The sequence below is a fragment of the Acidisoma sp. S159 genome (assembly GCF_009766125.1).
Taxonomy (GTDB): Bacteria; Pseudomonadota; Alphaproteobacteria; order Acetobacterales; family Acetobacteraceae; genus Acidisoma.
Map to the genome: position 1 here is coordinate 344,538 of NZ_LMUG01000045.1, position 19,695 is coordinate 364,232.

Genomic DNA, 19,695 nt, shown 5'->3' on the forward strand with positions numbered 1-19,695 from the left:
TTGCTAGAGTGTTCCGAGTGTCTGCGGTTCGCGAACTCGGGATATCGCCATGAAGGATTTAGTGCGCAAGCGTGTGCTGGTTACGGGCGGCGCCGGGTTTCTAGGTTCTCATCTTTGCGACAGCTTGGTCCGGTCTGGTCACGATGTGTTGTGTGTCGATAATTTCTTCACCGGTCGCAAAGACAATGTAGCGCATCTGCTGAATCAGTCGAATTTCGAAATCTTGCGACACGACATCAGTTTTCCGCTTTATGTCGAGGTTGACGAGATCTTCAATCTGGCCTGCCCGGCCTCGCCGGTGCATTACCAATTCGATCCGGTGCAGACGACGAAGACGAGTGTGATGGGTGCCATCAATATGCTTGGTCTCGCCAAGCGTACGGGGGCAACGGTGTTTCAAGCCTCGACCAGCGAGGTTTACGGGGATCCGACGATTCATCCGCAGACCGAGGACTACCGAGGCAACGTCAATCCGCTCGGTCCCCGCGCTTGCTACGACGAAGGCAAGCGGGCGGCGGAGACATTGTTCTTCGACTATCGGCGGCAGCACGGCGTGAAGATCAAGGTGGCGCGGATCTTCAACACCTATGGGCCAAGGATGCACCCGAATGACGGGCGCGTGGTTTCCAACTTCATCACCCAGGCATTGCGTGGCGACGACATCACCTTGTTCGGTGCGGGCACTCAGACGCGCGCCTTCTGCTATGTTTCGGATCTGATCGACGGTATTCGCCGGATGATGGCGAGCGGCGCCGATGTGGTGGGCCCGATCAATCTGGGCAATCCGCATGAGATTTCGGTACGGGCCTTGGCCGAGACCGTGCTGAGGCTCACACGTTCAGCAAGCCGGATCGTGTTCCGGCCGCTGCCTCAGGACGACCCGATGCAGCGTTGCCCGGATATTTCGCGGGCCCGGGCAATGCTGGACTGGGCGCCAAGCGTGGCGTTGGAGGAGGGGTTGGGGCAGACGATCGACTATTTCAGCGACCTGATGGCAACGAACATGCGGGAGATTGCTTGAGCGCCGCGCCTTTCCGTCGAACCCACAGGTGTCGCTTTCACGGATGAGATCGAACGCCGGCTTGATTCGGCCGGTGTTCGCCGTCGACCGTTATTGGAGCGGGTCTTTACAAAATGCGGCGAAGTGCGGTCAGCCAGCGGGCGCCGGATCGAATGGAATCGGGAGTTGGAGCCTCCTTTGCACTGGGCCAAGAATGTCGAGGATCTTTTTCTGGTAACCCGAGTCGCTCGCCTGATTTACTGCGATTGAGACATCCTTAAAGAGTTGGTTGTCCGCTTCCACGTTTCGTGTGGAGAGGTCGCGTTGTCGTTTGGCTTGCTCCAATTTGTTGGTGGAGGCTGGAAGCTTGTTGTTTGCGATGTCGCGGCGCCGGCAACCGGCGCCATAATCCTTGAGCAGAACTGCGATCTGTTCGAGGAGGCGCGATTGATGTCCGGAGTTCACCAGGTTGCGCAGGTTCCCGATGTCCTCATTGTTGCGGTTGTGCTTGCTTCGCAAGGTCTGAATTTGGCCTTTAACCTCGCTAAGCTCAGGGTCTTCGTTCGCGATCCGGCCCGTCGGCTTGTGACTGCACTGATCCAGCTCGGCCCAAAAAATACCTTCGTTGTGGGGGGAAAACGCGGCCGCCTTTGTCGATTCACTCGGGTAAATTCTTATGCTTTTGGTCATCCTGCCCTCTCGTTAGGTCGCAGCGCAGGATAAGAAGAAGGTCCTTTACAAATCTCCGCGTTTTCGATTTGAAATCAGAACAGTGCACCAAGTTGCGAGAGAGTGACACGCCATTTCGCCGCCAATCTCCTAGACCTTCGGCAGGACCGTGAGCTGCGCGATGCGGGCGTCACCGCCTAGAGCGTTGAGAAGCTGCGCCGTCTCGAACAGCGGCAGGCCGACGACGTTCGAGTGGCTGCCTGACAGGAAACGGATGAAGCGAGCGGCCTGGCCCTGGATGGCGTAGCCGCCTGCCTTTCCGCGCCACTCGCCGGACGCGAGATAGACGTCGATCTCGGCGCGCGTCAGCCGGCTGAAGGTCACGATGCTGTCGACGACGCGGTGGCGGCTTCGGCCGCTCTCCTCGAGGAGGACGACGGCGGTGTGGACGCGGTGGCGACGGCCGGAGAGCAGATCGAGGCAGCGACGGGCCTCGTCCTCGGTCTCGGTTTTCGGGAGAATGCGGCGCCCGACGGCGACAACGGTGTCGGCGCCCAGCACGAAGGGGGCCGCTACGGAGGCCGCCTTGTCCCGCGCAAGCCGCAGCGCGTAGTCGCGCGGCAGTTCGCCGGGGTGGGGTGTCTCGTCGATGTCGGGAGAGGTCACGCGATCGGGCGTAATGCCGATCTGGGCCAGCAAGGCGCGGCGGCGCGGGCTGGCGGAGGCCAGGACCAGGCCGTGCACGAAAGACTACTTGAAGCGGAAGGTGATCCGCCCTTTGCTCAGGTCATACGGTGTCATCTCCACATTGACCCGGTCGCCAGCCAGCACGCGGATGCGGTTCTTGCGCATCTTGCCGCTGGTATGGGCCAGGATCGTATGATCGTTGTCTAGCTTCACCCGGAACATCGCATTGGGCAGAAGTTCGGCAACCATTCCGCTGAATTCGATCATGTCTTCTTTGGACATCGACCGTGGGTATCCTTGTCATTGAGGCGTCACGCCCGGGTCGCGGCAGCTTGCCGCGGCGCCCGGTTGTGGCCGATTTCTGTGGACGCGCCGGAGCTACCGAGGCGTAAGCACCATCACCATCTGGCGATTTTCCATGCGCGGCATCTGCTCGACCTTGGTCTGCACATCCATGTCCGCACGGATTCGTTCCAGCACACGCACGCCGATATCCTGGTGAGCCATTTCGCGGCCACGAAAACGTAGCGTGACCTTCACCTTATCGCCCTCGTCGATGAAGCTTTTCATCGCGCGAAGCTTAACCTGGTAGTCGTTTTCGTCGATGTTCGGGCGCACCTTGATCTCTTTGATCTCGATGACCTTCTGCTTCTTCTTGGCCTCGTTCTTCTTTTTTTGCTGCTCGTATTTGAACTTGCCGAAATCGAGAATCTTGACGACCGGCGGATCAGCGTTCGGGCTGATTTCCAGAAGATCGAGCCCAACCTGGAAGGCTCGCTGGAGTGCTTCGCGGCCAGTCATCACGCCCGCCATCTCGCCGTCCTGATCGATCAGGCGGACATTGGCGGAGCGGATCTCCTCGTTCACGCGGGGGCCGTCGCCGCGCGATGGCAGAGCAGTTTGGGGTGGTCTAGGGATGGATCGCTCCTGTCAAAGTGTATGGCACAACGCTGGTTAGGGCGGCGCGACCCGCGTTTCAATAAAGAAACGCGGCCGCCACCACCCATTGCGGGACAATATCGTCTTCCTGGCGCCCAACTGCAAGTCACGGCTCGTCGTTGCAGGCTTGCTTTGAGCGTAAAGGAAAGGCTATCCGGCGAGGACTGAGCGCCCCGGCCGGACCCCTATCCGAAGTAGCTAGTGCAGCCGCGGCCGGGTCAGAGGAGGTCCGGCGCCCGAGCCTCGGAAGCGAGCAGCGTCACAGTTTCTTCCAGACCCAAAACCTCCTGGCGCTCGACGCCCAGACGGCGAAGGCTCACGCGCCGCTCCTCCGCCTCGCGCCGTCCGACCACCGCGATGACCGGCACATGGGCAAGGCTGTGCTCACGTACCTTGGCATTGATCTTCTCGTTGCGCAGGTCGGTGGTGACCGAGAGCCCGGCCGCGCGGAAGCGCTTCGCGACATCCTCCGCATAGTCGTTGGCATCGGAGACGATCGAGGCGACGACGACCTGCACCGGGGCGAGCCAGAGCGGGAAGCGTCCGGCATATTGTTCGATCAGGATGCCGAGGAAACGCTCGAAACTGCCGAGGATTGCGCGGTGGAGCATGACGGGACGGTGGCGCGCGCCATCCTCGCCGACATATTCCGCGTCCAGCCGCTCCGGCAGCACGTAGTCGACCTGCAGCGTGCCGCACTGCCAGTCGCGGCCGATGGCGTCGCGCAGCACGAATTCGAGTTTCGGGCCGTAGAAGGCGCCCTCGCCGGGATTCTCCGTGTATGCGACGCCTGCTGTGGCGCAGGCTTCGTGGAGCGCGCGTTCGGCGCGGTCCCAGTCAGCGTCCGAGCCAGCTCGCACATCCGGGCGGTCAGCGAATTTCACGCGGAAATCGGGGAAGCCGAGATCCTGGTAGATCGAGGACAGCAGCTTGACGAAACGCACGGTCTCCGGCCCGATCTGTTCCTCGGTGCAGAAGATATGAGCGTCATCCTGGGTGAAGGCGCGCACCCGCATGATGCCGTGCAGCGCGCCCGAAGGCTCGTAGCGGTGGCAGGAGCCGAATTCGGCCATCCGCAACGGTAGCTCGCGATAGCTCCGCATACCGTGGTTGAAGATCTGGACATGGCAGGGGCAGTTCATCGGCTTGAGGGCCAGGGTGACGTCCGGCTCCTCCTCCACCGTGGCGATGAACATGTGATGGCGGAACTTCTCCCAATGGCCGGAAGCTTCCCACAGCGAACGGTCCACGAGCTGCGGCGTGCGCACCTCGTCGTAACCGGCGGCGTTTTGCCGGCGGCGGATATAGTCCTCGACGGTGCGATAGAGGCGCCAGCCCTTGGGGTGCCAGAAGACCGAGCCTTGGGCTTCGGATTGCAGATGAAAGAGGTCCATCTCCCGGCCGATGCGGCGGTGATCGCGGCGCTCCGCCTCCTCCTGCTGATGGAGATAGGCGTCGAGTTCCTTCTGGTCACGCCAGGCGGTGCCGTAGATGCGGCTGAGCATGGCGTTGCGGTGGTCGCCGCGCCAATAGGCGCCGGCTACTTTGGTCAGTTTGAAGCCGGTGCCGACATCGGCGGTGCCGCGCATATGCGGGCCGCGACAGAGGTCGATCCAGTCACCCTGGCGATAGAGGGTGATGGTCTCGCTGACCGGCAGGTCCTGGATGAGCTCGGCCTTGTAGCGCTCGCCCCGCTCCTGGAAGAAGTGGATGGCGTCGTCACGGTCCCAGACTTCGCGGGAGAAGAGTTCGTTGGCGGCGACGATCTCGCGCATTTTGGCCTCGATCGTCGGGAGGTCCTCCAGCGTGAAGGGCTCGTTGCGCGCGAAGTCGTAATAGAAGCCGTTCTCGATGGACGGGCCGATGGTGACCTGGGTGCCGGGGAACAGCGCCTGCACCGCCTCGGCCAGGACATGGGCAGTGTCGTGGCGGATGAGCTCCAGCGCTTCCGGGTCCTTGCGGGTCACGAAGGTCACGGCGGCGTCGTGGTCGATATCCCGCGCGAGGTCGACCAATTTGCCGTCGAGCTTCATCGCCAAGGCAGCGCGGGCGAGGCCGGGGCCGATGGCGGCGGCCAACGCCGTGCCCGTCAGCGGTGCCGCGAAGTCTCGCACGGAACCGTCGGGCAGGGTGATGGCGGGCATGGCACTGGTCTCTCGATCGAAACGGTGAAAGGGGCCGCTTCTATGGCGGTTGAGGCGCGGACCCGCAACCTCAGTCGGAGCCGGGGAGGCCGGCGAAGGCTGGGAGGCCGCAGAGACCGCGAGGAATGCTGTCGGGTTTCAGTGCGATCGAAAGCCGGCCGAAGGGGGCGCTGTGTCATGCCTCGCTCTCGGCGAGCGGCGGGCTGGCTCGTCGCTGTATCGCAGGCGCCTCTATTAGGGCGTGATGAAGGCTGATTGAGCCGCGACCCACAGATCCGTCATGACACGCGAAGGCGCGTCATCCACGCCTTGCCTTCGTCGAGCCAAGGAAGGCGTGGATGCTCGGCCTTCGCCGAGCATGACGAGGTGGAATGAGCTCGGTTCAGACCAACGATATTCTCCGCTAGACCGTTCCCGACGGGTTCACCGTTTGCACAAGCGCACAATCGCGTTCACTGCGGCGTTCGGCGTGGTCCCGTCGCGGAGGTCGATCGCGCGATAGCTCTCCATCGTCACAAGTTCACTCGGCGGCGGTGGTGAGCGGGCCGCCGATGTCGCCGAGGCGGCCGCCCTTGAGGAGGATGCGGCGCTCGTGCAGGCGCGCGACGGACTCGCGATGGGCGATCGAGACGACGGTGGTCCGAGGCAGGCGGGTGCGCAGCAGGTCGTAAAGCTGCTGCTCGGCCTCAGGGTCGAGATTCGCGGTCGCTTCGTCGAGGAATAGCCAATCCGGCTTGAGAAGCAGAGCGCGGCCGATCGCCAACCGCTGCTGCTCGCCGCCCGAGAGGCTGAGAGCCCAGTTCCGGTGCTCCTCCAACTCGGGCAGGAAGTGGCCGAGGCCGATGGCCGTCAACACTTCCTCAACCTCGCCGTCTGGTAGTGTCGCGGCATCCGCCGGGTAGGTGATGGCGCGATGGAGCGTGCCGAGCGGCAGGTAGGTCCGCTGCGGGAGGAACATCGAGCTGCCGGCAGGCAGCGTGATGCGGCCGCGGCTATAGGGCCAGATGCCGGCCAATACCCGGAACAGGGTCGACTTGCCGGAGCCCGAGGCACCCGAAATCACGGTCGCCTCGCCGGGTGTGAGGCTGAGACGCGCGTGCTCCATCAAGGGTTTGCCATCGGGCAGGAAGAGGCCGACGTCGTCCAGCGTGACCGCCTCGCCGGCTTTGACCCGCTCGGCGCCGTCACCGCCATGCAACTTGGCCTCCTGGATCGCGCGCTCGAAGGAGCCGAGACGCTCGACGATGGCGGACCAGGAGGCGAGGCTGGCGTAACTGCTGACGAACCAGGACATGGCGCCCTGCACCTGGCCGAAGCCGCTGGCGATCCGCGTCAGGGTACCGAGCTGGATGGCGCCCGAGAAATAGCGCGGCGCGGCCACCACGATCGGGAAGATGGTCGCGATCTGCCCGTAGCCGGAGGTCAGGGCATTGAGCGCCTTGGTCCGTCGCATGATCGCCCACCAATTCTCGATCACACCGCCGAAGCGTTTTTCCAGCTCGCCATGCTCTTCGTCCTCACCGTGATAGAGGGCGATGCCTTCGGTATTCTCGCGCATGCGGGCCAGGGCGAAGCGGAAATCCGCCTCGCGGCGTTGTTGCACGAAGCTGAGGCGGGCGAGGGGGCGGCCGATGAGATGGGTCAGCCAAGTGCCGACCACGGCGTAGATCAGCGCGACCCAGACCATGTAGCCGGGGATATTGAAGCCGAAGATCTTCATCGCGCCCGAGAGCGACCACAGGATGCCGACGAAGCTGAACAGGGTCACGACGTTGGACAGCAGGTCGAGGCCGAGAGACAGCGTGTTGTCCACGAAGTCCCGGATATCCTCCGAGATACGCTGATCGGGGTTGTCGGTGCCCTCGCCACCGGGGCGGGCCACGAGGCTCATGCGGTAATAGACGCGGTCGCCCAACCAGTCGTCGAGATATCGCCGTGTCAGCCAGCGGCGCCAGCGGATTTGCAACCATTGGTTGAGGTAGGTCGAATAGACCGCGACGAGGATATAGACCGCCGCGATGCCGCAGAAGCCGGGCAGAAAGCCATGTGGTGTTTTTTTGTAGAGGAACAGCAAGCTGACGAAGCTGTTCCAGTCGCGGGTTTGCAGCGAATCGTAGAAGGCGCCGTTCCAGAAGTTCAGCACGACGTTCATGCCGACCATCGCGAGATTGAGCGCGATGATCGAGAAGAGCAGCGCGTTGGCGGCGAGTTTCTCTTCAGACTTGAAGTAGGGGAGTGACAGGCGCCAGGCGTCCTTCAGGACGGGCCCCAGTTGGCGCATCGAACGACGCATTAGCTCATCCCCTGGGCATCGGCGCGCGCCGTAATCTTCGTCATGCGGTCTTGAGACGTAGGCGGATGACGCCGCGCATGGCCTCGGGCGGAACCACCTTGCCGTGGCGCAGGATGTCGATCCTCTGCGCTTCCGACAGGCGTTGGGCGGAATTGCGCACGCGCGTCAGGAGTGGCCGCCAGTTCTCGGCCAAGGCGCGGGCTACGTCGGAGGGGCTGAAGGATGTTTCGCCGCCATATTCGGACGCGAGGCGCAGGATGGTCTCGGTGATCTCGTCGTTGGACGTCATGGCCGCTCCGCCGGCGAAGGCGCCGCGAGGCGCAGGACGTTTGACATTAGCATGGCGGTCAACTGCTAGCCCTGCGGCGGGATGTCAAATCCGTTAGCCGGCATCCCGGGCGCAGGCGACGCGGCGGAGCGCCGCGCTTCACACCATCGCTGAGAGCGCAAGGAGGCTTCCGCGTTGTAGATGCGCGGCCACTTCCACCGGCGAGAGTGCCGCACTGAAAAGGGTGCCCTGACCCTGCTCGCAGCCCAGATTTAGGAGGATCGCGCGCTGTCTTTCGTTCTCGATCCCGTCGGCGCAGACGGCGAGGCCGAAAGCGCTGGCCGTTTGCATCACTGCTCGCAGCACGGTCACAGCGTCCTCATCCTGCGAAAGATGGCGGATCATTGCGCGGTCGAGCTTGAGCGCGGTCACGGGAATGCGCTTCAGGGCGGAGAGGCTGGTGAGGTTTTGCCCGAATTCGTCAAGACAGAGATGGACCCCTAGGTCGCGCAGGGCCGCCACGGCGAAGAGCGCGTCGTCATCGACGGTGAGGAGCACGTCTTCCGGCAGACCGAGTTCCAGACGCTCCGGCGGCAAGCCTGAGAGCGCCAGCGCCTCCGCGACGTGGAGGCAGAGGAGGTCGCAGCGCAACTGCTCGGTCAAAACCTTGATTGAGAGGAGGTGATTCGAACCCGGCCACGCGGTCGCCTCAAGACAGGCGAGGCTGAGCGCCAGGCCGCCGATTTCTATGGCGGAGTCCACGCGATCGTTTTCCGGCGAGCCGCCGCCGGAACCGCCGCGGCCTGGCCGCCGGTGGGTCCACCGGAGCAAGGCTTCCGCACCGATAAAAGCTCCCGTCCGCATCGCATGGCGCGGCTGGTAGTCCACCGCGAAGGCGGCCCGGGCGACGGCACGCCGAAGATCGCCCTCGGAGGCGGGGTTTCGCGCGGATTCCGACGCCAGCGGAACCGAGATATCGCGCGCTACATCGGTTGCCGGGCGCTGGCGCCGGACCGTTGGACTTCTTGGAGATTTCAAGGAGGAACAACTCACCTTCTACACGCCGCACCGGAGCGGCGTGTAAGGCGTGGCATAGATGGCCCTCGGTTAATTCACGGTGATTCAGGCGCCAAGTAATGGCTTAACGAAAGCTGGTTAGGCTCCGTTCTTCGCATATGCCTTAAGGCCAGCGGAGATCGCTTCCTCCGCCTGCGCCCGGTCGCCCCAGCCGACGACCTTCACCCATTTGCCGGGCTCCAGATCCTTGTAGCGCGTGAAGAAGTGCTCGATGACCTTGCGAGTGATCTCGGGCAGGCTCGCAAGCTCGGTATTGTCCTTGTATTGCGGGTGCACCTTGTCGTGCGGCACGCAGATGATCTTCTCGTCCTTGCCGGACTCGTCTTCCATGAACAGCACGCCGATGGGCCGTGCCCGGATGACGGCGCCCGGCACGACCTGCGCCGGGACGAGAACGAGTGCATCCACCGGATCGCCATCCTCGGACAGTGTATTGGGAACGAAGCCATAGGCAGCGGGATAGGCCATGGGCGTAAACAGGAAGCGGTCGACGACGATCGCGCCGCTTTCCTTGTCAATCTCGTATTTCACCGCAGAGCCCTGCGGAATTTCGATCACGACGTTGATGTCATACGGTGGCTCGCGTCCGGCGGTCAGCTTGCTCAAATCCATAGGAAATGCCTCCAGGCGCGGTGAATGCTGTGTGGCGCGCACCCTCCCCTAATCTTCATCGCTTGCCAAGCGCGCGCTTGCCATTCGTCAAGGCCTGCGGGATATGCTGCGCCACTCTGCGCCTGTAGCTCAACGGTTAGAGCGGGCCGCTCATAACGGCTTGGTTGCGGGTTCGATTCCTGCCGGGCGCAGTTGCCCCGTACTACCCATTCCTTAGATCACGGCCGTCCGCGGGCTTCGAGCCTCCCGCAGGCCCTGTGGGAGCACTGCCATGGCCAGCTATCAATACGTCTACGTGATGAAAGACCTGACCAAGGTCTATCAGGGGGGTCGGGAAGTCTTCAAGGGAATCACCCTCTCCTTCCTCCCCGGGGTGAAGATCGGCGTGCTGGGGGTGAACGGGGCGGGTAAATCCACCCTGCTCAAGATCATGGCCGGGATCGAGACCGAGTTTGGTGGCGAGGCATGGGCCGCCGATGGCGTGAAGATCGGCTACCTCCAGCAGGAACCCGAGCTCGATGCCACCAAGACGGTAGGCGAGAACGTGGCCGAGGCTTTCGCCGAGGTGAAGGCGGCGCTCGACCGTTTCAACGCGATCTCGGAGCGCTTCGCCGAGCCGATGGAGGATGAGGAGATGAACACGCTCCTCGCCGAACAGGCGGCTCTGCAGGAAAAGATCGACGCCGGTGACGGCTGGGAGATGGATCGCAAGATCGAGATCGCGCTGGACGCTCTGCGCTGCCCGCCGCCGGAATCCGACGTGACGAAGCTTTCGGGCGGCGAGCGGCGCCGGGTCGCGCTTTGCCGGCTGCTGCTGGAGAAGCCCGACCTGTTGCTATTGGACGAGCCGACCAACCATCTGGACGCCGAGAGCGTGGCTTGGCTGGAGCATACGCTGCGGGAGTTTCAGGGCACGGTGATGATCATCACCCATGACCGCTACTTCCTGGACAATGTGACCAATTGGATCCTGGAGATCGAGCGCGGCCGCGGCTACCCCTTCGAGGGCAACTACTCCTCCTGGCTCGACCAGAAGCGCAAGCGCCTGCAGCAGGAGGAGAAGGAGGAAAGCGCCCGCCAGCGCGCCTTGACGGCCGAGGCCGAGTGGATCGCTTCCTCTCCCCGCGCGCGCCAGACCAAAAGCCAGGCGCGCATCAGCCGCTACGAGGAGATGCAGGCGAAGAGCCAGGAGATGCAGACGGGCGTCGCCGAAATCGTCATTCCGCCCGGCCCTCGCCTGGGTGGGTTGGTGATCGAGGCGGAGAAGTTGCGGAAAGCCTTCGGCAATCGGCTGCTGATCGACGATCTCGATTTCAAGCTGCCGCCGGGCGGCATCGTCGGCGTGGTCGGTGCCAATGGCGCCGGCAAGACGACACTGTTCCGCATGATCCTTGGGCAGGAGGAGCCGGATTCCGGCGCCTTGCGCATCGGCGATACCGTGAAGCTGGGTTACGTCGATCAGTCCCGCGACACGCTAGACCCCGACAAGAGCGTCTGGCAGGAGATTTCGGGCGGCACGGATGTGATCCATCTCGGCAAGCGGACGGTGCAGTCCCGCGCCTATGTGGGCGCCTTCAACTTCAAGGGGTCGGACCAGCAGAAGAAGGTCGGCATCCTCTCGGGCGGCGAGCGCAACCGGGTGCATCTGGCGAAGATGCTGCGGACGGAATCCAACGTCATCCTGCTCGACGAGCCGACCAACGACCTCGACGTGGATACGTTGCGGGCGCTGGAGGAGGCGCTGGCTGAGTTCCCAGGCTGCGCGGTGATCATCAGCCATGATCGCTGGTTCCTGGATCGGCTGGCGACCCATATCCTGGCCTTCGAGGGCGACAGCCATGTCGAATGGTTCCAGGGCAATTTCCAGGCCTATGAGGAAGACAAGCGCCGCCGCCTGGGCGCCGCAGCGACCGAGCCGCATCGCATCAAGTACCGGCCGTTGGCGCGGTAGCGCGTCGGGCACCGCGGCTTTCTTCGATTCTGGCGGCGGCGCGGGCCTGACCTGCGCCGCCGGTGGTTGGGGGTTTCGAGAGGCTCGCCATTATTGGCGCATGGGATGGGCGAGCGCTGATACTGGTGGCGGCAGGGTTATCCGGACGGGCCGGCTGACGATGCGGCCCGTCGCCTATCGGGATCTAGCCGATCTGACGGCGCTCAAGGCGGATCCGCGCGCTTACGCCATGATGCTGGGCGGGGTGCGGACGCCGCAGGAATGCGCGTTGGAGTTGGCGGCGGATATCCTGGCCTGGGGCGCTTGCGGCATCGGCCTCTGGGCTGTGCGGGAGGCGCCGAGCGACGCTTTCGTGGGCATGGCCGGTATCCGGGAGCGGGGCGACGGACGCGGCATGGCGCTGCGCTTCGCCTTCTGGCCCGAAGCACGCGGCCATGGGCTGGCACGTGAGGCCGCCGCGGCGGCGATTCGCTTCGGGCACGACCAGATCGGTCTGCCTCGCATCATCGCCGTCGCGCGGGAGGTCAACACTGCCTCCTGCATGGTGCTGTCGAGCATCGGCCTGCGCGAGGAACCGGACGAAAGTTTTCTCCGCGAGGGCTATCGCATGCTGGTCTTTGCCAGCGGGGATGCCCCAGCCGGCCGGCATTTGCCGTGCTGGAGCGCTGTTCCAGCCTATGCCTGCAGCCTTACGGCGCTGGCTTGAAAAAGGCCGCCGCCGCCGTGAGATGCGCTTGTTTGCGCTGTAGCTCCGCCTCGACCCGCGCGATCTCCTCCCGCAGGTCGTCGATATAGGCGCGAAGCTCCTCGGAAGCGGCGCCATCGAGCTTGAGTGGGGAGAAAAGACGGTGCTTTGGACGAGGCTCCTCCTCGATTTCCATGACGCTGACCCTCCACCGAAACAGCTATACTACCCTTGACCCGCTAGGGCCCCGCCGTCCATATCCCGTACCGATCCATATATGAACGGCTTGCTGCCCGCCGCCTTGTTGCGGCGATACCAGGTGCTCCAACGATGACATTGCCGCTAATGCCCAAAGCCACCGCGGTGTGGCTGATCGATAAGACCGCCCTGACATTCGAGCAGGTCGCTGATTTTTGCGGCATGCATCCGCTTGAGATCCAGGCCATCGCCGATGGCGAGGTGGCGCAAGGTATCATGGGCTATGATCCGGTCGCCAATGCTCAGGTGACGGCGGAGGATATCGCGCGCTGCGAGGCGGACCCCTCGGCGCGGCTGAAGCTTCTGCCGACCGCGAGCCCGGCGCAGAAGAAAGCGCGGGGCGGCCGCTATACGCCTGTGGCCAAGCGCAACGACCGGCCGGACGCCATCGCCTTCGTTATCCGCAATTTTCCACAGCTTTCGGAATTGCAGATCGGCAAGCTGCTCGGCACGACGAAAGAGACCATTCAGAAGGTGCGCGAGCGTAGCCACTGGAACAGCGCGAACATCAAGCCTCGCGATCCGGTCATTCTCGGGCTGTGTAAGCAGAGCGACCTCAACGCCGCTGTCGCCGAGGCTAATGAGAGACTGACCCGTGAGGGCCGTGCGGTGCCGCAGCCCCCGCCGCCGGAGGCCGACGCCGCCTGATCGTCCGGCGGCGCCGGCCCGCCTCACCTAGGCCGACATGCCCGGGCTGGCAGCGTCCTGCTTCTGCAGCCGGTCACATTCCTCTCGTAGAGCGAGCTTCTCGCGCTTGAGCCGTACCATCGTGTCGCTATCGGGCGCCGGGCGCTTATCTTCCTCCGCCAGCAGGTTCTCGAGCTTTGCGCGGCGCTCCTTGAGCGTCTGGATGCGGGCTTGAACGGTCAATGGCTTCTCCTGTCTTAGGGGCGCCGCTCCGGGTCTGGGTTGATCGTCCCGTCGCGGTGCGTGCCCACGCTAGCGTCACTAGAATGACATTTACTAGCGGCGAATGATCACGGCCGTGCGAACCTCCCTTTGGCAGGCGGCTGGCCGCCGTGATATGGACCGGCGATGCTCTCAGACCGCGATACTCTACTGCGCCGCTTGCATGAATTCCGCAGCGAGCATCGGGATCTTGATACGGTGATCGTACGTCTGAGCGATCAGGCGGGGCCGGATCAGCTTGCCGTTCAGCGGCTGAAGAAGCGTAAGCTTGTCCTGAAAGACGAGATCGCTCGGCTGGAAAGCTTGCTCATTCCCAATAGTATCGCCTGACCCATGACTGACGGCGCGCGACGCCCGATCGAGGCGAAGGCCAAGCCCCTGGTCGGCGTCATCATGGGCAGCCAGTCCGACTGGGCGACGATGCGGCATGCGACCGACACGCTGGCGGCGCTGCATATTCCCTACGAAACCCGGATCGTCTCGGCACATCGCACACCTGATCGCCTGGCCGATTACGCCCGGAATGCCGAGGCGCGCGGCCTGCGTGTGGTGATCGCCGGGGCGGGTGGTGCTGCCCATCTGCCGGGAATGTGCGCGGCCTGGACGCGGCTGCCGGTGATGGGCGTGCCGGTCGAGAGTCAGGCGCTCAAGGGGCTCGATAGCCTGCTGTCCATCGTGCAGATGCCGGGCGGTGTGCCGGTCGCGACCTTCGCGATCGGGCGCTCGGGTGCCATCAATGCGGCGCTCATGGCGGCCGCCATTCTCGCTCTGAGCGACGCGGATCTCGCCGAGCGGCTGGAAGCCTGGCGGGCCGCGCAGACGGAACGGGTGGCCGATCATCCGGTTGACGAAGCCGAGCGCCCGGCGTGAGCGGGGCTGAAGCGTCGGGTGCTTTGCCGCCCGGTGCCACCATCGGCATTGTCGGGGGCGGTCAGCTCGGGCGCATGTCGGCTATGGCGGCGGCCCGGCTCGGCTATCGCTGCCACGTGCTGACGCCGGAGGCCGACGGACCGGCGGCGCAGGTTGCTGCCGCCGTCACGATCGGCGGCTACGAGGATGCCGAGGCGCTGACGCGGTTCGCCGCGGCCGTCGATGTGGTGACTTTCGAGTTCGAGAATGTCAGCGCGGCCGGGCTCGATCTTCTGGCTGGGCTGCGGCCGGTTCATCCGTCGCCGCGCATCCTGGGGATTAGCCAGGACCGTATCACCGAGAAGTCCTTCATGGCCGGGATCGGCGTGCCGACGGCGCCTTGGGCGGCGGTGCACGATGTCGCGGGGCTGGAGGCCGCGCTGAGCCGCATCGGGCTGCCGGCGGTGCTGAAGACGACGCGGCTCGGTTATGATGGCCGAGGGCAGGCGCGTGTCGCGACGGCGGAGGAGGCCCGTGCCGCCTTCGCTATTCTGGCGCCGCATCCATTGGTGCTGGAGGGCTTTGTCGATTTCGCCTGCGAGCTCAGCGTCGTTGTCGCCCGTGGTCAGGACGGCAGTATCGCGGCTTTCGACACGGTGGAGAACCGGCATCGCGCGGGCATCCTGGACATGACTTTCGCCCCCGCGCGGGTTCCGGAGGAGGCTGCTGCGCGAGCGCAAGCTTTGGCGCGGCGTATCGCCGAGGCGCTGGGCCTTGTCGGGCTGCTGGCCGTCGAGATGTTCCTCGACCGTGACGGCGCGATCCGGGTCAACGAGACCGCGCCCCGGCCGCATAACTCCGGCCATTGGACGATCGACGCCTGTCCGGCGTCGCAGTTCGAGATGCATATCCGGGCGATCGCCGGTCTGCCGCTGCCGCCGGCGATCCGGCACTCCGATGCGGTGATGAAGAATCTCGTTGGGCCGGAGGAGATCGCGCTATGGCCGATGATCCTCGGCGCTCCCGGCCTCATTCCGCATCACTACGGCAAGGCGGAGGCGCGGGCTGGGCGGAAGATGGGGCATGTCACCCGGCTATTTCCCCGCGATGCGCTGCCGGGACAGTTCGGCATCGCCGCTGCTTTGGGCTGTCTCGCGCCCCGCGACGAATGACGGCATAACAATGATCTACCGGGCGGCGCCGCCTAGGTTTTTCCATTAAGACCGATTTCATCTCGCGGCTGTAGCTATCGAAGCGCGGTAACGGCGCATTCGAGAGGCGGCCATGCACATCATCCCAATAGAAATCCTAGCAAGGGAACTTGGTCTTGGCGGGTCTCGCCTTGAGGACGGGCAGGTCACGATGCCCGCCGTTCTGCTGCGCCACCTGCTGGAATGCGCGCTGCGTGCCGCGCCCTTCGATGAGAGCACCTATCTGCTGGCAAATCAGGATGTGCAGGCGGCGATCCGGCAGGGCCGATATCACTCGGCTCAGGAACAGTTCGTGACCGATGGATATTTCGAGGGGCGGCCGGGGACCGGGCCGGATTTCGACGAAGGCTGGTATCTGAGCCGCAATCCCGATGTCGCGGAGGCCGTCCAGGCTGGCGTCTGGTCGAGTGGACGGGCGCATTACAAGGCCGAGGGGAAGTTCGAATGGCGCAGCCCGAATGCCGATGTGGCCGACCAGATCGATCGCTGGCGGCGCTGCTTCCACGCCTCGGTCTCGAAATCGGATAACGGTGCCGCTCAGCGGTCCAGGGCGAGGGCGCGGGCGTAAACCTGACGGCGTGGCAGGCCGGTTTCTCCGGTCACCGTCGCCACTGCTTGCTTCAGGCTGCTGGTGGCGAGTGCGGCGCGCAGGCGAGCGTCAAGATCCTCGGGCTCGGCATCGGTCTCGGCGGGCGGGCCGAGTAGAACTGTGATTTCGCCGCGAGGCGGATCGGTTTCCACCCCGGCGAGGATCTCGGTCAAACTGCCGCGGCGCAGCTCCTCGAAGCGTTTGGTGAGTTCGCGTGCCAGGGCGGCTTGCCGGTCGCCGAATATCTTGCGCAGGTCCTCGAGCATTTCGGCGACCCGATGCGGCGCCTCATGCCAGATCAGGGTCGCGGCAAGACCCGCCGCCTCTGCGGCGCGGATGCGTGCGAAGGCGGCGCGGCGCGCGGCGCCGCGCGGGGGGGCAAAACCAACGAACAGGAACGGGTGCGGCGGCAGGCCGGAGAGGGTCAGCGCGGTGAGCGCGGCATTGGGGCCGGGCACTGCGGTAACGGCGATGCCCTCGGCAAGCAAAGCGCGTACTAGACGATAACCTGGATCCGAGAGCAGCGGCGTGCCCGCGTCGCTCACGAGGGCCATTCGCCGGCCGCCACGAAGCGCCGCGAGGAGCCGGGGCAGGCGCTCCTCCTCGTTATGATCATGGAGCGGATCGAGTTGGCCGCGAATGCCGAGCGCGGAGAGCAGCCGGGCGGTGACCCGGCTATCCTCACAGAGTATTGTTTCCGCTGCCCGCAAGGTCGCGATCGCTCGCATTGAAACATCGCCAAGGTTGCCGATCGGGGTAGAAACCAGCACAAGTCCGGCGGGCGATCCGGCCATCATTGGCCAAGGATCGACGGCATCCGTTTCCCCTAGGGAGTGATCGCGTGAAGCTGACCCGGACATTGACGCTCCTCACATCCCTTTTCGGACTGTCGGCCTGCGTCCAGCCGAACACCGGCAGCAATGCGACGGGCGGCGGGACCCCGCAAGCCCTCGGCGCGGGCGGCGCATCATCCTCGGCGCGCCGCATCGCGATACTCGTGCCGTTGAGCGGCGCGAATGGCGGGGTTGGCGCGAGCCTCGTCAATGCCGCGAAGCTCGGCCTCGGACTGACCCAGGGCAGTACGCTCGATGTCATCGATACCGGCAGCACGCCGCAGGGTGCGGCCATTGCCGTGAAGAAGGCGGTTGCGGACGGCGCCGGGCTTATCATCGGGCCGCTTACAGCCAGCGAGACTGCGGCGGTCGCCGCGCCGGCTCAGGCGGCGCGTATCGACGTACTCGCCTTCACCTCCGACTCGACGCAGGCGCGCCCCGGAGTCTGGACGCTTGGCATAACGCCGGCACAGCAGGTCCATGCCCTGGTGCAGGCTTCCGAGGCGAGCGGACATAGCCACTTCGCCGGCCTGCTGCCGACGACACCGCTGGGCATGGCGCTTGGCGAGGCGCTGCGGCAGGAAGCGGTGCGGGCTGGGTCGCCCTCACCGAATATCCAGACCTATGGCGGCAGCTTCGCCTCGATGGATGCCGCGGTACGGGCGCTCTCCGATTACGCCGGCAGGCGCGGACCGATCGATGCCCAGGCCAAGCAACTGCGCCTGTCCCATACGCCGGGGGCGCGATCGGCCGCCACCAAGCTGGAGGGCCAAGGGGTTCCGCCGCCGCCCTTCGACGCCGTGCTCGTGGCCGTGACCGGCGCCAGCCTCAGCGAGTTGGCGACGCTCTTGCCGTATTATGACGTCAGTTACAGCCAGGTGCGCATCCTCGGGCCAGGGCTTTGGGCGGCCAATCCGGGGGCAGTCGCCTCCGCCGGCTTCAGCGGCGCGCTCTACGCGGCGCCTGATCCCGCCGCATCGGCGACCTTCGTGAGTACCTATACCCAGGCGAATGGCGGTCCGCCTTCGCCTCTGGCGGCGCTGGCCTTCGATGCGGGTGCCATCGCCCGCGTCGCTACCGCCGGGGGCTCGGTCGATCAATCCGCCCTGACAAACCCCGCTGGATTCGCGGGCGCCGATGGCGTTCTGGCGTTGCAGCCGGACGGGCAGGTGCGCCGTGGCCTGGCGGTCTTCCAGGTGGGCTCCGGCGGCGCCCAGATCGTGCAACCGGCGCCGCAAAGCCTGGCAAGCCCGGGCAGTTAGGCCCTGTCGCAGGCGAGCAGACCCTCCGGCATGAGTCAGCCGCCGGCGCGAGGGGTCTTGCGCTGGGCTCTGCTCGTCCTCGCGATACCTGTCACGGCGCAGCTTATCCTGGTCGCCGCGGGTGCTGCGGATCTCGCGGCGAGTTTGTGCTGCATCGCTGTCGAAATCCTGGCCGGGCTGGGCTTGGGCCTGTTCTTCCGTCGGGATGTCGAGCGTCTTGGCCGGCTCCTGGGCGGTGAGGCGCTGGAGACGCCGCGTCTGGCGGCGCTGCAACGGGTGGCGATCGCCGCCAGCCAGCGGATCGCCGAAGCGCAAGGGGAGGAGGCGCGGTTCGGCCGCCTGCTCGGGGCGGAAGCCGCCATCATCGACCGGCTGCCTGAAGCGCTCGTCATGGTGCGCGCTGATGGCTCGATCGAGCGCACCAATCGGGCGGCGCGCCAGGGATATGGCGAGAATTCGGCGGCCGTGCTGCGCCACCCGCTGTTGCGCGGTGCCATCGACCGGGCGCGGGCCACGGGAGAGGTGCAAACCGCCGATCTGTTCTTCGCGGCGCCGATGCCGCGCGAGATCCACGCCATGGTGACGCCGATGGCGCCCGCTGACCCAGGTGGCGGGGTCGCCTCCGTGCTACTGGTGGATCGCACGCGGGAGCGCGCGGTCGAACGGATGCGCGCCGATTTCGTAGCAAACGCGAGCCATGAGTTGCGCACGCCGCTGGCCAGCCTGATCGGCTTCATCGAGACGCTGCAGGGGCCAGCGCGGGATGATCCGCCGGCGCAGGAGCGATTCCTCGAAATCATGGCGCGCGAGGCGGCGCGCATGAACCGGCTGATCGACGACCTCCTCAGCCTGTCGCGTATCGAGCTGTCGGAGCATCAGGCGCCGCAAGGGCGGATTGACCTCAGGGAGCTGATCCCGCGCATTCTGGCGGGCTTCGAGCCACGGATCGCGGCGCGGGGCATTCGGATCGAGCTGACACTGCCCGACCTCTCGCCAGTTCCCGGCGATGCCGACCAGATGTCCCAAGTGCTAAGCAATCTTTTGGACAATGCACTTAAATATGGCCGTGAGGGCGGTACCGTGGGGCTGAGCGTCGAGCAGGTGTCCGGAGCGCCCTGGCCGCGCAGGCCGGGCGTCGCGATCGTCGTTAGCGACGATGGCGCGGGGATCGCGCGGGTTCATCTCGCCCGTCTCACCGAACGCTTTTATCGCGTTGACAAAGGCCGCTCCCGTGCGATCGGTGGCACCGGTCTTGGTCTTGCCATCGTGAAGCACATCGTGAACCGCCATCGGGGGCAGCTGCTCATCGCCAGCGAGGAGGGGCAGGGCTCGCGCTTCAGCGTCTGGCTGCCGCAGTGACGTGCTGAGAGAGCACGCATTGCTGCTCACATGGCTGTTGCGGGCCAAACTGCTCGCAATTTCGTGTGCTGCCGACTTGCGGGCGCGCCTTCGCCGCCCT

The 19,695-nt window shown here is 65.1% G+C and carries 22 protein-coding genes and 1 tRNA gene; 11 read left to right on the forward strand and 12 right to left on the reverse strand.

Going from position 1 to position 19,695, the window contains the following annotated elements:
• Positions 1–49: 49 nt before the first annotated feature.
• Positions 50–1,021 (forward strand): UDP-glucuronic acid decarboxylase family protein, encoded by a 972-nt coding sequence (locus GSQ92_RS14825; RefSeq protein ID WP_158806343.1) that lies wholly within the window; start codon positions 50–52, stop codon positions 1,019–1,021.
• A gap of 129 nt (positions 1,022–1,150) precedes the next feature.
• On the opposite strand, the gene GSQ92_RS14830 is transcribed toward GSQ92_RS14825, so the two are convergent.
• The 9 genes from GSQ92_RS14830 to ppa form a co-directional block, all read right to left on the reverse strand.
• Positions 1,151–1,690 carry a hypothetical protein gene (locus tag GSQ92_RS14830; protein WP_158806345.1) on the reverse strand — a complete coding sequence of 180 codons (540 nt, stop codon included), beginning with the start codon at positions 1,688–1,690 and terminating at the stop codon, positions 1,151–1,153.
• Positions 1,691–1,819: 129 nt separating this feature from the next.
• Complete coding sequence (locus GSQ92_RS14835) at positions 1,820–2,413, reverse strand: nucleoside triphosphate pyrophosphatase (RefSeq protein ID WP_158806347.1); 594 nt, start codon at positions 2,411–2,413, stop codon at positions 1,820–1,822.
• A 6-nt stretch (positions 2,414–2,419) separates the two neighbouring features.
• Positions 2,420–2,638, reverse strand: coding sequence for a translation initiation factor IF-1 (infA, locus tag GSQ92_RS14840; RefSeq protein ID WP_158806349.1), 219 nt, complete (start codon positions 2,636–2,638; stop codon positions 2,420–2,422).
• 96 nt (positions 2,639–2,734) lie between these two features.
• Positions 2,735–3,250 (reverse strand): translation initiation factor IF-3, encoded by a 516-nt coding sequence (gene infC, locus GSQ92_RS14845; RefSeq protein WP_216850633.1) that lies wholly within the window; start codon positions 3,248–3,250, stop codon positions 2,735–2,737.
• A 263-nt stretch (positions 3,251–3,513) separates the two neighbouring features.
• Positions 3,514–5,439, reverse strand: a complete 1,926-nt coding sequence (gene thrS / locus GSQ92_RS14850; RefSeq protein ID WP_158806350.1) for a threonine--tRNA ligase — start codon at positions 5,437–5,439, stop codon at positions 3,514–3,516.
• 520 nt (positions 5,440–5,959) lie between these two features.
• Positions 5,960–7,732, reverse strand: a complete 1,773-nt coding sequence (locus GSQ92_RS14855; RefSeq protein ID WP_254065968.1) for an ABC transporter ATP-binding protein/permease — start codon at positions 7,730–7,732, stop codon at positions 5,960–5,962.
• Between the two features lie 40 nt (positions 7,733–7,772).
• The gene (locus tag GSQ92_RS14860; RefSeq protein ID WP_158806352.1) at positions 7,773–8,021 is read right to left on the reverse strand and encodes a DUF3253 domain-containing protein; all 249 of its coding nucleotides are present in this window, start codon (positions 8,019–8,021) and stop codon (positions 7,773–7,775) included.
• Positions 8,022–8,159: 138 nt separating this feature from the next.
• Positions 8,160–9,038: an EAL domain-containing protein gene (locus GSQ92_RS14865; protein ID WP_158806354.1), complete on the reverse strand. Its 879-nt coding sequence runs from the start codon at positions 9,036–9,038 to the stop codon at positions 8,160–8,162.
• Between the two features lie 117 nt (positions 9,039–9,155).
• The gene (ppa, locus tag GSQ92_RS14870) at positions 9,156–9,689 is read right to left on the reverse strand and encodes an inorganic diphosphatase (protein WP_158806356.1); all 534 of its coding nucleotides are present in this window, start codon (positions 9,687–9,689) and stop codon (positions 9,156–9,158) included.
• Between the two features lie 118 nt (positions 9,690–9,807).
• On the opposite strand from ppa, the gene GSQ92_RS14875 reads away from it, so the two are divergent.
• The 3 genes from GSQ92_RS14875 (at position 9,808) to GSQ92_RS14885 (ending at position 12,346) form a co-directional block, all read left to right on the forward strand.
• Positions 9,808–9,880 (forward strand) — tRNA-Ile (locus GSQ92_RS14875).
• An 80-nt stretch (positions 9,881–9,960) separates the two neighbouring features.
• Positions 9,961–11,640 carry an energy-dependent translational throttle protein EttA gene (gene ettA / locus GSQ92_RS14880; protein ID WP_158806357.1) on the forward strand — a complete coding sequence of 560 codons (1,680 nt, stop codon included), beginning with the start codon at positions 9,961–9,963 and terminating at the stop codon, positions 11,638–11,640.
• On the forward strand, positions 11,561–12,346 hold the full coding sequence (locus tag GSQ92_RS14885; RefSeq protein ID WP_371418095.1) for a GNAT family N-acetyltransferase: 786 nt from the start codon (positions 11,561–11,563) through the stop codon (positions 12,344–12,346). The genes ettA and GSQ92_RS14885 overlap by 80 nt, the downstream gene beginning before the upstream one ends.
• Here the strand turns inward: GSQ92_RS14885 and GSQ92_RS14890 are convergent.
• A complete protein-coding gene (locus GSQ92_RS14890; RefSeq protein ID WP_158806359.1) occupies positions 12,330–12,521 on the reverse strand; it encodes a DUF1192 family protein in 192 nt (63 codons plus the stop codon). The genes GSQ92_RS14885 and GSQ92_RS14890 overlap by 17 nt on opposite strands.
• Before the next feature lie 134 nt (positions 12,522–12,655).
• Between GSQ92_RS14890 and GSQ92_RS14895 the strand changes: the two genes are divergently transcribed.
• Positions 12,656–13,231, forward strand: a complete 576-nt coding sequence (locus tag GSQ92_RS14895) for a DUF1013 domain-containing protein (RefSeq protein ID WP_158806361.1) — start codon at positions 12,656–12,658, stop codon at positions 13,229–13,231.
• A gap of 27 nt (positions 13,232–13,258) precedes the next feature.
• Here GSQ92_RS14895 and GSQ92_RS14900 read toward each other — a convergent pair whose 3' ends face one another.
• Positions 13,259–13,453 carry a YdcH family protein gene (locus tag GSQ92_RS14900; protein ID WP_158806363.1) on the reverse strand — a complete coding sequence of 65 codons (195 nt, stop codon included), beginning with the start codon at positions 13,451–13,453 and terminating at the stop codon, positions 13,259–13,261.
• Between the two features lie 165 nt (positions 13,454–13,618).
• On the opposite strand from GSQ92_RS14900, the gene GSQ92_RS14905 reads away from it, so the two are divergent.
• The 4 genes from GSQ92_RS14905 (at position 13,619) to GSQ92_RS14920 (ending at position 16,120) form a co-directional block, all read left to right on the forward strand.
• The gene (locus GSQ92_RS14905) at positions 13,619–13,822 is read left to right on the forward strand and encodes a YdcH family protein (RefSeq protein WP_158806365.1); all 204 of its coding nucleotides are present in this window, start codon (positions 13,619–13,621) and stop codon (positions 13,820–13,822) included.
• Between the two features lie 3 nt (positions 13,823–13,825).
• Positions 13,826–14,362: a 5-(carboxyamino)imidazole ribonucleotide mutase gene (gene purE / locus GSQ92_RS14910; RefSeq protein WP_158806367.1), complete on the forward strand. Its 537-nt coding sequence runs from the start codon at positions 13,826–13,828 to the stop codon at positions 14,360–14,362.
• Positions 14,359–15,513, forward strand: a complete 1,155-nt coding sequence (locus GSQ92_RS14915) for a 5-(carboxyamino)imidazole ribonucleotide synthase (RefSeq protein WP_158806369.1) — start codon at positions 14,359–14,361, stop codon at positions 15,511–15,513. Before purE ends, GSQ92_RS14915 begins: the two co-directional genes overlap by 4 nt.
• A 112-nt stretch (positions 15,514–15,625) precedes the next feature.
• Entirely contained in the window at positions 15,626–16,120 is a 495-nt protein-coding gene (locus tag GSQ92_RS14920; RefSeq protein ID WP_158806371.1) for a hypothetical protein, read from the forward strand.
• On the opposite strand, the gene rsmI is transcribed toward GSQ92_RS14920, so the two are convergent.
• Positions 16,090–16,938 (reverse strand): 16S rRNA (cytidine(1402)-2'-O)-methyltransferase, encoded by an 849-nt coding sequence (rsmI, locus tag GSQ92_RS14925; RefSeq protein WP_254065986.1) that lies wholly within the window; start codon positions 16,936–16,938, stop codon positions 16,090–16,092. The two genes, GSQ92_RS14920 and rsmI, sit on opposite strands and share 31 nt — an antisense overlap.
• Before the next feature lie 44 nt (positions 16,939–16,982).
• Between rsmI and GSQ92_RS14930 the strand changes: the two genes are divergently transcribed.
• Together GSQ92_RS14930 and GSQ92_RS14935 are read left to right on the forward strand one after the other, a co-directional pair.
• Positions 16,983–18,236, forward strand: a complete 1,254-nt coding sequence (locus GSQ92_RS14930; RefSeq protein ID WP_158806374.1) for a penicillin-binding protein activator — start codon at positions 16,983–16,985, stop codon at positions 18,234–18,236.
• A 30-nt stretch (positions 18,237–18,266) separates the two neighbouring features.
• Positions 18,267–19,595, forward strand: coding sequence for a cell wall metabolism sensor histidine kinase WalK (locus tag GSQ92_RS14935; RefSeq protein ID WP_158806376.1), 1,329 nt, complete (start codon positions 18,267–18,269; stop codon positions 19,593–19,595).
• The last annotated feature ends 100 nt before the right edge of the window (positions 19,596–19,695 follow it).

Bases quoted from the DNA above. Each gene is read 5' to 3' on its own strand.
- GSQ92_RS14855 (WP_254065968.1), bottom strand. From the start codon at position 7,732: ATGCGTCGTTCGATGCGCCAACTGGGGCCCGTCCTGAAGGACGCCTGG.
- ppa (WP_158806356.1), bottom strand. From the start codon at position 9,689: ATGGATTTGAGCAAGCTGACCGCCGGACGCGAGCCACCGTATGACATC.
- GSQ92_RS14920 (WP_158806371.1), top strand. From the start codon at position 15,626: ATGCACATCATCCCAATAGAAATCCTAGCAAGGGAACTTGGTCTTGGC.
- GSQ92_RS14825 (WP_158806343.1), top strand. From the start codon at position 50: ATGAAGGATTTAGTGCGCAAGCGTGTGCTGGTTACGGGCGGCGCCGGG.
- GSQ92_RS14830 (WP_158806345.1), bottom strand. From the start codon at position 1,690: ATGACCAAAAGCATAAGAATTTACCCGAGTGAATCGACAAAGGCGGCC.
- ettA (WP_158806357.1), top strand. From the start codon at position 9,961: ATGGCCAGCTATCAATACGTCTACGTGATGAAAGACCTGACCAAGGTC.
- GSQ92_RS14860 (WP_158806352.1), bottom strand. From the start codon at position 8,021: ATGACGTCCAACGACGAGATCACCGAGACCATCCTGCGCCTCGCGTCC.
- GSQ92_RS14905 (WP_158806365.1), top strand. From the start codon at position 13,619: ATGCTCTCAGACCGCGATACTCTACTGCGCCGCTTGCATGAATTCCGC.
- GSQ92_RS14890 (WP_158806359.1), bottom strand. From the start codon at position 12,521: ATGGAAATCGAGGAGGAGCCTCGTCCAAAGCACCGTCTTTTCTCCCCA.
- GSQ92_RS14885 (WP_371418095.1), top strand. From the start codon at position 11,561: ATGAGGAAGACAAGCGCCGCCGCCTGGGCGCCGCAGCGACCGAGCCGC.
- GSQ92_RS14935 (WP_158806376.1), top strand. From the start codon at position 18,267: ATGAGTCAGCCGCCGGCGCGAGGGGTCTTGCGCTGGGCTCTGCTCGTC.
- GSQ92_RS14895 (WP_158806361.1), top strand. From the start codon at position 12,656: ATGACATTGCCGCTAATGCCCAAAGCCACCGCGGTGTGGCTGATCGAT.
- rsmI (WP_254065986.1), bottom strand. From the start codon at position 16,938: ATGATGGCCGGATCGCCCGCCGGACTTGTGCTGGTTTCTACCCCGATC.
- thrS (WP_158806350.1), bottom strand. From the start codon at position 5,439: ATGCCCGCCATCACCCTGCCCGACGGTTCCGTGCGAGACTTCGCGGCA.
- infA (WP_158806349.1), bottom strand. From the start codon at position 2,638: ATGTCCAAAGAAGACATGATCGAATTCAGCGGAATGGTTGCCGAACTT.
- purE (WP_158806367.1), top strand. From the start codon at position 13,826: ATGACTGACGGCGCGCGACGCCCGATCGAGGCGAAGGCCAAGCCCCTG.